Below are 14,877 nucleotides of genomic sequence, written 5' to 3'. Positions count from 1 at the left end.
TTTGCCTCTTGGTCAAGGCTGTGGCACGCCCGGAATCAATCTGTCCCCAATAAAACTCCGATGAAGTTTGTCGGGATTTAATAGGAATCTGACCCCTATTAATCTGCTTGGCATTGTTGTTGCAATGCAATAAGCTCGCAATCCGTTTTTGCATTCACGCCCCACGAACCGAGAAGGAAGCGCCATGTCCACGGCAGCCGAGCAACAGCATCTCCAGCAACACGGTCTGTACGACCCGAGCAACGAGCACGACGCCTGCGGCGTGGGCTTCGTGGCGCACATCAAGGGCGAAAGAAGCCACGCCATCGTGAAGCAGGGCCTGAAGATCCTGGAAAACCTGGACCACCGGGGTGCGGTCGGCGCCGACAAGCTGATGGGTGACGGCGCCGGTCTGCTGATCCAGCTGCCCGATGCGCTGTACCGCGAAGAGATGGCGGCCCAGGGTGTGGCCCTGCCACCGGCCGGTGAGTACGGCGTGGGCATGATCTTCATGCCCAAGGAGCACGCCAGCCGCCTGGCCTGCGAGCAGGAGATGGAGCGCGCCATTGCCGCCGAAGGCCAGGTGCTGCTGGGCTGGCGCGACGTGCCAGTCAACCTCGACATGCCGATGTCGCCCACGGTGCGCGAGAAGGAGCCGATCATCCGCCAGGTCTTCATCGGCCGTGGCAACGACGTGATCGTGCAGGATGCGCTGGAGCGCAAGCTGTACGTGATCCGCAAGACCGCCAGCGCCCACATCCAGAACCTCAAGCTGACGCACAGCAAAGAGTATTACGTGGTCAGCATGAGCAGCCGCACCGTGGTCTACAAGGGCCTGCTGCTGGCCGATCAGGTGGGCACCTACTTCCGCGATCTGGAAGACGAACGTTGCGTGTCGGCCCTGGGCCTGGTGCACCAGCGCTTTTCCACCAACACCTTCCCCGAGTGGCCGCTGGCCCACCCGTACCGTTATGTGGCGCACAACGGCGAGATCAACACCGTCAAGGGCAACTACAACTGGATGAAGGCGCGCGAGGGCGTGATGACCTCGCCCGTGCTCGGTGCCGACCTGCAGAAGCTGTACCCCATCAGCTTCGCCAGCCAGTCCGACACGGCCACCTTCGACAACTGCCTCGAACTGCTCACCATGGCGGGTTACCCGCTGGCCCAGGCCGTGATGATGATGATTCCCGAGCCCTGGGAACAGCACACCACCATGGACACGCGCCGCAAGGCCTTCTATGAGTACCACGCCGCGATGATGGAGCCCTGGGACGGCCCGGCCTCCATCGTGTTCACCGACGGCCGCCAGATCGGCGCCACGCTGGACCGCAACGGCCTGCGCCCTTCGCGTTACTGCATCACCGACGACGATTTCGTCATCATGGGTTCCGAGTCGGGCGTGCTGCCGGTGCCGGAAAACAAAATCGTGCGCAAATGGCGCCTGCAGCCCGGCAAGATGTTCCTGATCGACCTGGAGCAGGGCCGCATGATCGATGACGAGGAACTCAAGGCCAACCTCGCCAACAGCAAGCCCTACAAGCAGTGGATCGACAACCTGCGCATCCGCCTCGACGACGTCGAGACGCCGGTGGCCGGTGAAGCCGCGCAAGAGCAGGGCATCACCGCCACCGAGCCGCAGGCCGCCGGCGTGGAAAACGTGGCGCCCGAGCTGCTGGACCGCCAGCAGGCTTTTGGCTACACGCAGGAAGACATCAAGTTCCTGATGAGCCCGATGGCCGCCAACGGCGAAGAAGGCATCGGCTCGATGGGCAACGACAGCCCGCTGGCCGTGCTGTCCGACAAGAACAAGCCGCTCTACAGCTACTTCAAGCAGCTGTTCGCGCAGGTGACCAACCCGCCGATCGACCCGATCCGCGAGGCCATCGTGATGTCGCTGGTGTCCTTCATCGGCCCCAAGCCGAACCTGCTGGACATCAACCAGGTCAACCCGCCGATGCGCCTGGAAGTGAGCCAGCCGGTGCTGGACGCGGCCGACATGGTCAAGCTGCGCGACATCGACAGCGTGACGCAGGGCAAGTTCCGCAGCCACACGCTGGACATCACCTACCCGGCGGCCTGGGGCCGCGAAGGCGTGGAAGCCAAGCTGGCCTCGTTGTGCGCCAGCGCGGTGGACGCCATCAAGGGTGGCAAGAACATCCTCATCATCAGCGACCGCGCCATCAGCGCCACGCAGATTGCCATTCCGGCGCTGCTGGCGCTGTCGGCCATCCACCAGCACCTGGTGCGTGAAGGCCTGCGCACCACCGCCGGCCTGGTGGTGGAGACCGGCACCGCGCGCGAGGTGCATCACTTCGCCGTGCTGGCGGGTTACGGCGCCGAAGCCGTGCACCCCTACCTGGCGATGGAAACGCTGGAAGCCATCCACAAGGGCCTGCCGGGCGAGCTGAGCGCCGAGAAGGCGATCTACCAGTACGTGAAGGCAATCGGCAAGGGCCTGTCCAAGATCATGTCCAAGATGGGCGTGTCCACCTACATGTCGTACTGCGGCGCGCAGCTGTTCGAGGCCATCGGCCTGAACAGCGCCACGGTGGACAAGTACTTCACCGGCACCGCCAGCCGCGTGGGCGGCATCGGTGTGTTCGAGATCGCCGAAGAAGGCATCCGCATGCACAAGGCCGCCTTCGGCGACGACCCGGTGCTGGCCACCATGCTCGACGCCGGCGGCGAGTACGCCTGGCGCGCGCGCGGTGAAGAACACATGTGGACGCCCGACGCCATTGCCAAGCTGCAGCACAGCACGCGCGCGAACAACTGGAACACCTACAAGGAATACGCGCAGATCATCAACGACCAGAGCCGCCGCCACATGACGCTGCGTGGCCTGTTCGAGTTCAAGATCGACCCGAGCACCGCGATCGCCATCGACGAGGTGGAGCCCGCCGCCGAGATCGTCAAGCGGTTTGCCACCGGTGCCATGTCGCTGGGTTCGATCTCGACCGAAGCGCACGCCACGCTGGCCGTGGCCATGAACCGCATCGGCGGCAAGAGCAACACCGGCGAAGGCGGTGAAGACGCCATGCGTTACCGCAACGAGCTCAAGGGCATCCCGATCAAGCAGGGCCAGACCATGTCCGACCTGCTGGGCAAGGACACCTTCGAGGTCGACTACGAACTGCAGGCGGGCGACTCGATGCGCTCGAAGATCAAGCAGGTCGCATCCGGCCGCTTCGGAGTCACGGCCGAGTACCTCAACAGCGCCGACCAGATCCAGATCAAGATGGCCCAGGGCGCCAAGCCCGGCGAGGGCGGCCAGTTGCCTGGCGGCAAGGTCAGCGACTACATCGGCAAGCTGCGCCACAGCGTGCCGGGCGTGGGCCTCATTTCGCCCCCGCCGCACCACGACATCTACTCGATTGAAGATCTGGCGCAGCTGATCCACGATCTGAAGAACGTGGCGCCGCACTCCAGCATCAGCGTCAAGCTGGTGTCCGAAATCGGTGTCGGCACCATCGCCGCGGGTGTGGCCAAGTGCAAGGCCGACCACGTGGTGATCGCCGGCCACGACGGCGGCACCGGTGCTTCGCCCTGGTCGTCCATCAAGCATGCCGGCAGCCCGTGGGAAATCGGCTTGGCCGAAACGCAGCAGACGCTGGTGCTCAACCGCCTGCGCAGCCGCATCCGCGTGCAGGCCGACGGCCAGATGAAGACCGGCCGCGACGTCGTCATCGGTGCGCTGCTGGGCGCCGACGAGTTCGGCTTCGCCACCGCACCGCTGGTGGTCGAGGGCTGCATCATGATGCGCAAGTGCCACCTCAACACCTGCCCGGTGGGCGTGGCCACGCAAGACCCGGTGCTGCGCAAGAAATTCAGCGGCAAACCCGAGCACGTGGTGAACTACTTCTTCTTCATCGCCGAAGAAGCGCGCCAGATCATGGCCCAGCTGGGCATTCGCAAGTTCGACGAGTTGATCGGCCGCGCCGACCTGCTCGACATGAAACAGGGCATCGAACACTGGAAGGCGCGTGGCCTGGACTTCAGCCGCTTGCTGGCCCAGCCCATCGTGCCGGCCGACGTGCCGCGCCTGCACACCGAGTCGCAGGAACACGGTCTGGAGAAGGCGCTGGACAACATCCTGATCCAGAAGTCTCGCGCCGCCATCGACAAGGGCGAGCGGGTGCAGTTCATCGAGGTGGCGCGCAACGTCAACCGCTCGGTTGGCGCCATGCTGTCCGGCGCGGTGACCCAGGTGCACCCGGAAGGCCTGCCCGACGACACCATCCGCATCCAGCTCGAAGGCACGGGCGGGCAGTCGTTCGGCGCCTTCCTCACGCGCGGCATCACCATGTACCTGATCGGTGACGCCAACGACTACACCGGCAAGGGCCTCTCTGGCGGCCGCGTGGTGGTGCGCCCCAGCATCGACTTCCGCGGCGAGGCCGCGCGCAACATCATCGTGGGCAACACGGTGATGTACGGCGCCACCACGGGTGAAGCCTTCTTCAGCGGCGTCGCCGGTGAACGTTTTGCGGTGCGTCTCTCCGGTGCCACTGCGGTGGTGGAAGGCACGGGCGACCACGGCTGCGAGTACATGACCGGCGGCACGGTGGCGGTGCTGGGCAAGACCGGGCGCAACTTCGCCGCCGGCATGAGCGGCGGCGTGGCCTATGTCTATGACGAAGACGGTGATTTCGCCAAGCGCTGCAACACCGCCATGGTCAGCCTGGAGAAGGTGCTGTCGGCGGCCGAGCAGGAAACCGCGCTCGACAAGGCGGTCTGGCATCGAGGCCTGAGCGATGAAGCGCAACTGAAGAAACTGCTGGAAGACCACAACCGCTGGACCGGCAGCAAGCGCGCACGCGAACTGCTCGACAACTGGGCCACCTCGCGCGGCAAGTTCGTGAAGGTGTTCCCGAACGAATACAAGCGCGCGCTGGGTGAAATACACGCCCGCAAGGCCGCCGCCGAGGTCACGACCAAGGCCCAGGTCACGGCCAAGAAGGCCACGGCCCCCGCCAAGTAAGCCCGTCGCACGCACGAAGAACACGAAGGAACCGCATCATGGGAAAAGTCACCGGCTTCATGGAATACGAGCGTCTGGAAGAGGGCTACAAGCCCGTGCCCGAGCGCCTGAAGCACTACAAGGAATTTGTCGTCGGCCTCGATGAGTCGCAGGCGAAGGTGCAGTCGGCGCGCTGCATGGACTGCGGCACGCCGTTCTGCAACAGCGGCTGCCCGGTCAACAACATCATTCCGGACTTCAACGACCTGGTCTACCAGGGCGACTGGAAGAACGCGATCACCGTGCTGCACAGTACCAACAACTTCCCCGAGTTCACCGGCCGCATCTGCCCCGCACCCTGCGAGGCCGCCTGCACCCTGAACGTGAACGACGACGCGGTCGGCATCAAGTCGATCGAACACGCCATCATCGACCGCGCCTGGGCCGAAGGCTGGGTGCAACCGCAGCCGCCGCGCCACAAGACCGGCAAGAAGGTCGCCGTGGTCGGCTCCGGCCCGGCCGGCATGGCCGCGGCCCAGCAGCTGGCGCGCGCCGGCCACGACGTGACCCTGTTCGAGAAGAACGACCGTGTCGGTGGCCTGCTGCGCTACGGCATTCCCGACTTCAAGATGGAGAAGAGCCACATCGACCAGCGCGTGAAGCAGATGGAGGCCGAAGGCGTGGTGTTCCGCACCGGCGTCATGGTGGGCGAACTGCCCAAGGGCAGCAAGGTCACCAACTGGGCCAAGGAAAGCATCTCGCCCGCACAGCTGCAGAAAGACTTCGACGCCGTGCTGCTGACCGGTGGCTCCGAACAGAGCCGCGACCTGCCGGTGCCCGGCCGCGACCTCGACGGCATCCACTTCGCCATGGAGTTCCTGCCGCAGCAGAACAAGATCAACGCCGGTGACAAGCTCAAGGGCCAGTTGCGTGCCGACGGCAAACACGTGATCGTGATCGGCGGTGGCGACACCGGCAGCGACTGCGTGGGCACCAGCAACCGCCACGGCGCCGCCAGCGTCACGCAGTTCGAAGTGATGCCGCAGCCGCCGGAAGAAGAAAACAAGCCCCTGGTGTGGCCGTACTGGCCGCTCAAGCTGCGCACCAGCTCCAGCCACGAAGAAGGCTGCGTGCGCGAGTTCGCGATTTCCACCAAGGCCTTCACCGGCGAAAAGGGCAAGGTCACCGGCCTGACCACGGTGCAGGTGGAGTTCAAGGACGGCAAGCTGGTGGAAGTGGCCGGCACCGAGAAGACCTACAAGGCCGACCTGGTGCTGCTCGCCATGGGCTTCGTGAACCCGGTGGCCAGCATTCTGGACGGCTTCGGCGTCGAGAAGGATGCGCGCGGCAACGCCAAGGCCAGCACCGACTTCATCGGCGGTTATGCGTCCAACGTGCCCAAGGTGTTCGTGGCCGGCGACATGCGCCGCGGCCAGAGCCTGGTGGTCTGGGCGATCCGCGAAGGCCGCCAGGCCGCGCGCTCGGTCGACGAATTCCTGATGGGTTTCTCCGACCTGCCGCGCTGAAACCGGCCCAGCGGCGGCTTTTGCGGGCTGCTGCGGGCGCTTTCACGGGCGCAGACGGGGCAGGTTCTGCCCCGCTGCACCGCCTTGAGACGGCCCGCTACGCGGGCCGTCGGCGTTTACATACACCTGTGAATGTGGGTGCGCGCGAATCCCGTATCATCCAAAAACCGGGCATTGAACTGCCCGGTTTCCGTTTGATGCTCACCGACAACACCACCCCTCTCGTTGAACTGCGCGACCTGACCTTTGGTTATGGCGAGCGCGCCATTCTGAACAAGGTCACGCTCAGTGTGCCCCGTGGCAAGGTCACGGCGCTCATGGGCGCCTCCGGCGGTGGCAAGACCACCGTGCTGCGCCTGATCGGCGGGCAGATCCGCGGCCAGTCGGGCCAGACCCTGTTCGACGGCCAGGACGTCGGCACCATGGGCACCGGCGCGCTGTACGAAGCGCGCCGCCGCATGGGCATGCTGTTCCAGTTCGGCGCCCTGTTCACCGACATGAGCGTGTTTGACAACGTGGCGTTTCCGCTGCGTGAGCACACGCAACTGCCCGAAACCCTGGTGCGCGACATCGTGCTCATGAAGCTCAACGCGGTCGGCCTGCGTGGCGCGCGCGACCTGATGCCGAGTGAACTCTCCGGCGGCATGGCGCGGCGCGTGGCGCTGGCGCGCGCGATCGCGCTCGACCCCGAGCTCGTGATGTACGACGAACCCTTTGCCGGCCTCGACCCGATCTCGCTCGGCACCGCCGCGCGCCTGATCCGCCAGCTCAACGACACCATGGGCCTGACCAGCATCGTGGTCTCGCACGACCTGGACGAGACCTTCCACATTGCCGACCAGGTGATCGTGCTGGCCAATGGCGGGATCGCCGCGCAGGGCACGCCCGACGAGGTGCGTCACAGCGACGACCCGCTGGTGAAACAGTTCGTCAACGCGCTGCCGGATGGCCCGGTGCGTTTCCACCACCCCGGCCCGGCGCTGGAGGCCGACTTCGGCCCGGTGCCCCGCGGAGGCCGCCCATGAGCCCGCTGCACCCCGCCCGCGTCGGTTTTGCCGTGCGCCGCCTGCTGGCGTCGCTGGGGCAGGGCACACGCCTGTTCGTGCGTCTGGTCTGGCTGCTCGGTGCGGTGCTGCGCCGCCCGGTGCTGCTGCGCGACCAGGTGCATTTCCTGGGCAACCATTCGCTGGCCATCATCAGCGTGTCCGGCCTGTTCGTGGGTTTCGTGCTCAGCCTGCAGGGTTACTACACGCTGCAGCGTTACGGCGCCACCGAGGCCCTGGGCCTGCTGGTGGCCCTGTCGCTGGTGCGCGAACTCGGCCCGGTGGTCACGGCCCTGCTGTTTGCCGGTCGTGCCGGCACCTCGCTCACGGCGGAGATCGGCCTCATGAAAGCCGGCGAACAGCTCAGTGCCATGGAGATGATGGCGGTCGATCCGGTGCGCCGGGTGCTGGCGCCGCGCTTCTGGGCCGGCGTGATCGCCATGCCTTTGCTGGCCGCGGTGTTCAGCGCGGTTGGCATCCTGGGCGGCTGGCTGGTGGGTGTGGCGCTCATCGGCCTGGACAGCGGCGCGTTCTGGAGCCAGATGCAGGGCGGAGTGGACGTCTGGGCCGATGTCGGTAACGGTTTTCTTAAAAGTGTGGTGTTCGGTTTCGCCGTGACCTTCGTGGCCTTGCTGCAAGGTTTCCTGGCGCAACCGACCCCCGAAGGCGTATCTCGCGCCACCACCCGCACCGTCGTGGTGGCCTCGCTGAGCGTGCTGGCGCTGGACTTCGTCCTCACCGCCACCATGTTCAGCATCTGATTGAAGTGGAGATCGACATGCAAACTTCCAAGAACGACGTCTGGGTGGGCCTGTTCGTGCTGATCGGCGCTGCTGCCATCCTGTTTCTGGCGCTGCAGTCCGCCAACCTGTTGAACCTGAACTTCCAGAAGACCTACCACGTGACTGGCCGCTTCGACAACGTGGGCGGCGTCAAGCCCAAGGCCGCCGTGCGCAGCGCGGGCGTGCTGGTCGGCCGCGTCGAGTCCATCACATTCGACGACAAGACCTTCCAGGCCAATATCCGCCTGGAGCTGGAATCGCGCTACGCCTTCCCCAAGGACAGCTCGCTCAAGATCCTCACCAGCGGCCTGCTGGGCGAGCAGTACATCGGTATCGAACCCGGTGGCGACGAGCGCAATATCGCCGACGGCGACGTCATCACCCAGACGCAGTCGGCCATCGTGCTGGAAAACCTGATCAGCCAGTTCCTGTTCCGCAGCGCGGCCGAGAGTGGCAGCAAGGCGTCCGAAGCGCCCGGAGCGCCGGCCGGCGCAGTGCCCCAGGAGCCCAGATAAGGCCTGTGGGGGCTTTGCAACGGAGCCCCCGATGCCTGGCCGGCGCCGATCAAAATAAGCTTGCTCGCGCAAGCCGCAACAACAGCCGGGCACCACCCGGGGGAGTCCACGCCATGACACACCGCCAACGACCTTTGCGCAAGACCGTCCAGCTGGCCGGCCTGGCAGCGACCTTGTCGCTGCTGTCAGCCTGCGCCACCGGGCCCGATGCCAACCCGAGCGATCCGCTGGAGCCGTTCAACCGCGGTGTCTACCGGTTCAACGACGCAATCGACACGGCGGTGCTCAAGCCCGTCGCCACCGCCTACCAGAATGTCACGCCCAGCCCGATCCGCACCGGCGTCGGCAACTTCTTCGGCAACCTGGGCGACCTGTGGTCGTCGGTGAACGCCGGCCTGCAGCTGCGCCCGCTCGAAGCCACCGAAAACCTGATGCGCTTCAGCGTCAACACGGTGTTCGGCCTGGCCGGTGTGCTCGACATTGCCACCGAGATGGGCATCCCGCGCACACGCATCGACTTTGGCCAGACCCTGGGCCGCTGGGGTGCGCCCCCGGGCGCTTACCTGGTGCTGCCCTTGTTCGGCCCGTCGACCGTGCGCGATGGCGCCGCCTCCCTGGTGGACGGCATGGCCGACCCGGTGGTCGGCCTGGACCACGTGGCCACGCGCAACTCGCTGATCGGGCTGCGTGTGGTGGACGGCCGTTCACGGCTGCTGCGCGCGTCCGACATGCTGGACGAAGCGGCGCTGGACAAATACAGCTTCATGCGCGACCTCTACCTGAGCCGGCGCCAGAGCCAGATCGACGACATGATCGAGCGCGGCATCGGCCTGGGCGACGGATTCGAGCCGGCCACCGATACGAATGGCAACGAATAAAGGGAACCCCTTTACACAAGGGAAGCTCCCATGAACTAGGCTGCAGTGTCTGCAGCAAGGCCGCTGAGGCCTCGAAAGGAACCCGATGATGAAACGCCGTTCATGGCTCGCCGCCCTGATGATGACCGCTGCCAGCGTGCTGGCCGTGCCTGCCATGGCGCAGGACGAAGCGCCCGATGCGCTGGTCAAGCGCCTGTCTGCCGAGGTGCTGAACACCATCAAGACCGACGCCGCCATCCAGGCCGGTGATGTGAGCCGCATCGTTGCCCTGGTCGACAGCAAGATCATGCCCAACGTGAACTTCGGCCGCATGACCGCCTCGGTGGTCGGCCCGAACTGGCGCCAGGCCACGCCCGAGCAGCAGAAACAGCTGCAGGAAGAGTTCAAGACCCTGCTGGTGCGCACCTATGCCGGCGCCCTGAGCGAAGTGAAGAACCAGACCTTGAGCTTCCGCCCGATGCGCTCGGCCCCGACCGACACCGACGTGGTGGTGCGCTCCGAAGTGCGTGGCATGGGCGACCCGATCCAGCTCGACTACCGCATGGAGAAGACACCCTCCGGCTGGAAGATCTATGACCTGAACGTGCTGGGCGTCTGGCTGGTGCAGACCTACCGCACCCAGTTCGCCCAGGAGATCAGCAGCAAGGGCATCGACGGCCTGATCGCCGCGCTGGCGCAGCGCAACAAGAGCGCCGCACCGGCCGCACCCAAGGCGAGCTGACCGGGCCATGACCGTGTCCTCCCTGGAATTGCCGCAGCGCCTGACCCTGGCCGAGGCCAGCCAGACGCTGGATCGGCTCGGCAGCGGCCTGGCCCAACAGGCCGACGCCGAGGTGGTGGTCAACGCCGGACCGCTGCAGGTGTTCGACTCCTCGGCCCTGTCGGTGCTGCTGGAATTGCGCCGCCGCCTGCTGGCCCAGGGCAAGACCTTGCGCGTGCAAGGCTGGCCCCGGCGCCTTGAAGACCTGGCCTCGTTGTACGGCGTGCGCGAGCTGCTCGCGGCCTGAGGCGTTGGTCGGGTGCCCCCTGCCCAGCGCGGCGGGAGGGGGGCGGATAAAATACCCGGTTCACTGGCGGTGGCAGATGTCCTGTTCGCGGCCGGTGTTCCCTTGGGTCCCGCCCGCGCATGTCAGCTGTCTCCTTCCAGAACGTCTCCAAAACCTACCCGACCCCGCGTGGCGAGCTGCACGCGCTGCAATCGGTGTCCTTCGACATCGAGCCGGGTGAGTTCTTCGGCCTGCTCGGGCCCAACGGCGCAGGCAAAACCACCCTCATCAGCGTGCTCGCGGGCCTGGCGCGAGCCACCTCGGGCCGCGTGCTGGTGCACGGCGCCGACGTGCAGGCCGACTACGCCACCGCGCGCCGCCACCTCGGCGTGGTGCCGCAAGAGCTGGTGTTCGACCCCTTTTTCAACGTGCGCGAGGCCTTGCGCTTCCAGTCCGGTTACTTCGGCATCCGGCGCAACGACGCCTGGATCGACGAGCTGCTCGAAGGCCTGGGCCTGACCGACAAGGCGACCGCCAACATGCGCCAGCTCTCGGGCGGCATGAAGCGCCGAGTGCTGATCGCCCAGGCGCTGGTGCACAAGCCGGCCGTGATCGTGCTCGACGAACCGACCGCGGGTGTGGACGTGGAGCTGCGCCAGACGCTCTGGCAGTTCGTCTCCGACCTCAACAAGCGCATGGGCAGCACCGTGCTGCTGACCACCCATTACCTGGAAGAAGCCGAAGCGCTCTGCGGGCGCATCGCGATGCTCAAGCAGGGCAGGGTGGTGGCGCTGGAGTCCACCTCCGCGCTGCTGGCGCGTGCCGCCTCCAACGTGCTGCGCTTCAAGACCGACGCCGCGCTGCCCACCGATCTGGCGGTGCAGGCCCGCATCACCGGCCGCGTGGTGCAACTGCCCGCGAACGACGCGCTGGCGGTCGAGCGCATCCTGGCGCGCCTGCGTGAGGTGGGCGTGTCACCGGAGGACATCGAGATCCGCAAGGCCGATCTGGAGGACGTGTTCCTCGATCTCACCGGCACGGCGGTCAAGTCCGCCGCATCTGCAGAGGTGCTGGCATGACCGGCTGGCAAACCCTCTTCTACAAGGAAGTGCTGCGTTTCTGGAAGGTCGGCTTCCAGACCGTGGCCGCGCCGGTGATCACCGCCATCCTGTACCTGATGATCTTCGGCCACGTGCTCGAAGGCCGGGTGCAGGTGTACGAGTCGGTCGGCTACACCGCCTTCCTGCTGCCCGGCCTGGTGATGATGAGCGTGTTGCAGAACGCTTTTGCCAACAGCTCGTCCTCGCTGATCCAGAGCAAGATCATGGGCAACCTGGTGTTCCTGCAGCTCACGCCGCTGTCGCACCGCGCCTGGTTCGTCGCCTACGTGGGTTCGTCCGTCGTGCGTGGCCTGGCCGTCGGCCTGGGCGTGATGGTGGTCACCTGGTGGTTTGCCCAGCCTTCGCTGGTGGCGCCGCTGTGGATCCTGGCCTTTGCCTTCCTCGGCGCGGCCCTGCTCGGCACGCTCGGTTTGCTGGCGGGCCTGTGGGCCGAGAAGTTCGACCAGATGGCAGCGTTCCAGAACTTCATCATCGTGCCCATGACCTTCCTCTCGGGCGTGTTCTACTCCATCCATTCCCTGCCCGACTTCTGGCAGCGCGTGAGCCACCTCAACCCGTTTTTCTACATGATCGACGGCTTCCGCTATGGCTTCTTTGGTGTCAGCGACGTCTCGCCCTGGACCAGCCTGGCCCTGGTGGCCGGCGCGCTGGCGGTGGTGAGCGCGATCGCGCTGCACCTGCTCAAGACCGGCTACAAGATCCGGCACTAGAGATGGCCCAACCCCTCGAAGGGTCGTACCTGCGGGGCGGCAAGGCCGGTTCTGCGGAAACCCTGGAACAGATCAGATAGGCTCGCTCGAATATGACCGCTGAAGAACTGCAATCCCTCATCGCCGCCGGCCTGCCGTGCGAGCACCTCGAAGTCACGGGCGACGGTCGCCACTGGTCGGCCGTGATCGTCTCGCCCGCCTTTGAAGGCCAGCGCCTCATCAAGCGCCACCAGGCCGTCTACGGCACGCTGGGCGGCCGCATCCAGAACGACGAGGTGCATGCCCTGTCGATGAAGACCTACACCCCCGCCGAGTGGGCGGCCCAACCCTCAGCCTGACACGCACCATGGACAAACTGCGAATCAACGGCGGCCGCACCCTGCAGGGTGAGGTGACCATCTCCGGCGCCAAGAACGCCGCGCTGCCCGAGCTGTGTGCCGCGCTGCTGACGGCCGAGCCGGTGACGCTGAAGAACGTGCCGCGCCTGCAGGACGTGGCGACCATGCGCAAGCTGCTCGACAACATGGGCGTGCAGCTCCAGTTGCAGGACGGCTCGGTCACGCTGCAGGCTGCCGACCCGATCCAGGCCGAAGCGCCCTACGAGCTGGTCAAGACCATGCGCGCCTCGGTGCTGGTGCTGGGCCCGCTGCTGGCGCGCTTCGGCCACGCCCGCGTGTCGCTGCCGGGTGGCTGCGCCATCGGCTCGCGCCCGGTGGACCAGCACATCAAGGGCCTGCAGGCCATGGGCGCCGAGATCGTGGTCGAACACGGCTACATGGTGGCCAGCCTGCCGGCGGGCAGGACGCGCCTGCACGGCGCGCGCATCGCGACCGACATGGTGACCGTGACCGGCACCGAAAACTTCCTCATGGCCGCAGCGCTGGCCGAGGGCGAGACCGTGCTCGAGAACGCGGCCCAGGAACCCGAGATCGGTGACCTGGCCGAGATGCTGATCGCTATGGGCGCGAAGATCGAAGGCCATGGCACCAGCCGCATCCGCATCCAGGGCGTGGACCGCCTGCACGGCTGCACCCACCAGGTGGTGGCCGACCGCATCGAAACCGGCACCTTCCTGTGCGCCGTGGCCGCGGCCGGTGGCGACGTGCTGCTGCGCCATGGCCGCGCCGACCACCTCGACGCGGTGATCGACAAGCTGCGCGAGGCCGGTGCCGAGATCGAAGCCGGCAAGGACGGCGACGGCGTCTTCATCCGCGTGCGCGCCAGCGGCCGCCTGAAGGCGCAGAGCTTCCGCACCACCGAGTACCCGGGTTTCCCGACCGACATGCAGGCCCAGTTCATGGCGCTCAACTGCATCGCCGAGGGCCCCAGCAAGGTCACCGAGACCATCTTTGAAAACCGCTTCATGCACGTCAACGAGCTGGTGCGCCTGGGCGCGCACATCCAGACCGACGGCAAGGTGGCGGTCATCGAGGGCATCCCGCGCCTGTCGGGTGCCACCGTGATGGCAACCGACCTGCGCGCGTCCGCCAGCCTCGTCATCGCCGGCCTGGTGGCCGAGGGCGAGACCATCGTCGACCGCATCTACCACCTGGACCGTGGTTACGACCAGATGGAAGCCAAACTGCGCGCCATCGGTGCCGACATCGAACGGGTGAAATGAACACACCCGCCGCGCTTTGCGCGACACCCTCCAAGGGGCAACACCCGCGGTCTGGCCAGGCCAGATCCGCGGTGTTTCCGGATTTGCTCACCTCGCAAGGAACCTGGTTTTGATCACGCTCGCATTGTCCAAAGGACGCATCTTCGACGAGACCCTGCCGCTGCTGAAGGCCGCCGGCATCGAGGTGCTGGAAGACCCCGAGAAGTCGCGCAAGCTGATCCTGGCGACCAGCAACCCCGAGGTGCGCGTGGTGCTGGTGCGCGCCAGCGACGTGCCGACTTACGTGGAATACGGCGGCGCCGACCTCGGCGTGACCGGCAAGGACACGCTGATCGAACACGGCGGCCAGGGCCTGTACCAGCCGCTGGACCTCAACATCTCGCGCTGCCGCGTCAGCGTGGCGGTGCGTGCCGACTTTGACTACGCCTCGGCCGTGCGCCAGGGCTCGCGCCTGAAGGTCGCCACCAAGTACACCGCCATCGCGCGCGAGTTCTTCGCCGGCAAGGGCGTGCACGTGGACCTGATCAAGCTCTACGGCAGCATGGAGCTGGCGCCGCTGACCGGCCTGGCCGACGCCATCGTCGACCTGGTCTCCACCGGCAACACGCTCAAGGCCAACCACCTGATCGAGGTGGAACGCATCATGGACATCAGTGCACGCCTGGTGGTCAACCAGGCCTCGCTCAAACTCAAGCAGGCGGCCATCCGCCCCATCATCGACGCCTTCGCCCAGGCCATCGTCAAGTGACCAGC

At 66.2% G+C, this 14,877-nt stretch carries 13 protein-coding genes; all 13 read left to right on the top strand.

What is annotated here, in order from left to right:
- Positions 1–184: 184 nt before the first annotated feature.
- The 13 genes from HPA01S_RS07475 (at position 185) to hisG (ending at position 14,872) form a co-directional block, all read left to right on the top strand.
- Positions 185–4,963: a glutamate synthase-related protein gene (locus HPA01S_RS07475; RefSeq protein WP_066268415.1), complete on the top strand. Its 4,779-nt coding sequence runs from the start codon at positions 185–187 to the stop codon at positions 4,961–4,963.
- A 38-nt stretch (positions 4,964–5,001) separates the two neighbouring features.
- The gene (locus HPA01S_RS07470; RefSeq protein ID WP_066268413.1) at positions 5,002–6,468 is read left to right on the top strand and encodes a glutamate synthase subunit beta; all 1,467 of its coding nucleotides are present in this window, start codon (positions 5,002–5,004) and stop codon (positions 6,466–6,468) included.
- A gap of 197 nt (positions 6,469–6,665) precedes the next feature.
- A complete protein-coding gene (locus HPA01S_RS07465) occupies positions 6,666–7,493 on the top strand; it encodes an ABC transporter ATP-binding protein (protein WP_066268411.1) in 828 nt (275 codons plus the stop codon).
- Positions 7,490–8,272, top strand: coding sequence for a lipid asymmetry maintenance ABC transporter permease subunit MlaE (gene mlaE / locus HPA01S_RS07460; protein WP_066268409.1), 783 nt, complete (start codon positions 7,490–7,492; stop codon positions 8,270–8,272). The genes HPA01S_RS07465 and mlaE overlap by 4 nt, the downstream gene beginning before the upstream one ends.
- Before the next feature lie 17 nt (positions 8,273–8,289).
- Complete coding sequence (gene mlaD, locus HPA01S_RS07455) at positions 8,290–8,808, top strand: outer membrane lipid asymmetry maintenance protein MlaD (protein ID WP_066268407.1); 519 nt, start codon at positions 8,290–8,292, stop codon at positions 8,806–8,808.
- A gap of 113 nt (positions 8,809–8,921) precedes the next feature.
- The gene (locus HPA01S_RS07450) at positions 8,922–9,686 is read left to right on the top strand and encodes an MlaA family lipoprotein (protein ID WP_066268405.1); all 765 of its coding nucleotides are present in this window, start codon (positions 8,922–8,924) and stop codon (positions 9,684–9,686) included.
- Between the two features lie 88 nt (positions 9,687–9,774).
- A complete protein-coding gene (locus HPA01S_RS07445) occupies positions 9,775–10,407 on the top strand; it encodes an MlaC/ttg2D family ABC transporter substrate-binding protein (RefSeq protein ID WP_066268403.1) in 633 nt (210 codons plus the stop codon).
- 7 nt (positions 10,408–10,414) lie between these two features.
- Complete coding sequence (locus HPA01S_RS07440) at positions 10,415–10,693, top strand: STAS domain-containing protein (protein WP_066268401.1); 279 nt, start codon at positions 10,415–10,417, stop codon at positions 10,691–10,693.
- A gap of 119 nt (positions 10,694–10,812) precedes the next feature.
- Entirely contained in the window at positions 10,813–11,751 is a 939-nt protein-coding gene (locus tag HPA01S_RS07435) for an ABC transporter ATP-binding protein (protein ID WP_066268399.1), read from the top strand.
- Positions 11,748–12,503 carry an ABC transporter permease gene (locus tag HPA01S_RS07430; protein ID WP_066268397.1) on the top strand — a complete coding sequence of 252 codons (756 nt, stop codon included), beginning with the start codon at positions 11,748–11,750 and terminating at the stop codon, positions 12,501–12,503. Before HPA01S_RS07435 ends, HPA01S_RS07430 begins: the two co-directional genes overlap by 4 nt.
- Positions 12,504–12,595: 92 nt before the next feature.
- Positions 12,596–12,841: a BolA family protein gene (locus HPA01S_RS07425; RefSeq protein WP_066268395.1), complete on the top strand. Its 246-nt coding sequence runs from the start codon at positions 12,596–12,598 to the stop codon at positions 12,839–12,841.
- 8 nt (positions 12,842–12,849) lie between these two features.
- The gene (murA, locus tag HPA01S_RS07420; protein ID WP_066268393.1) at positions 12,850–14,124 is read left to right on the top strand and encodes a UDP-N-acetylglucosamine 1-carboxyvinyltransferase; all 1,275 of its coding nucleotides are present in this window, start codon (positions 12,850–12,852) and stop codon (positions 14,122–14,124) included.
- A 109-nt stretch (positions 14,125–14,233) separates the two neighbouring features.
- Positions 14,234–14,872, top strand: a complete 639-nt coding sequence (gene hisG / locus HPA01S_RS07415) for an ATP phosphoribosyltransferase (RefSeq protein WP_066268391.1) — start codon at positions 14,234–14,236, stop codon at positions 14,870–14,872.
- Positions 14,873–14,877: the final 5 nt, after the last annotated feature.

This window comes from Hydrogenophaga palleronii NBRC 102513, assembly GCF_001571225.1.
Classification (GTDB): Bacteria; Pseudomonadota; Gammaproteobacteria; order Burkholderiales; family Burkholderiaceae_C; genus Hydrogenophaga; species Hydrogenophaga palleronii.
Note: the sequence above shows the minus strand (reverse complement) of the source record. Positions and strands in the feature narration are given on the sequence as shown.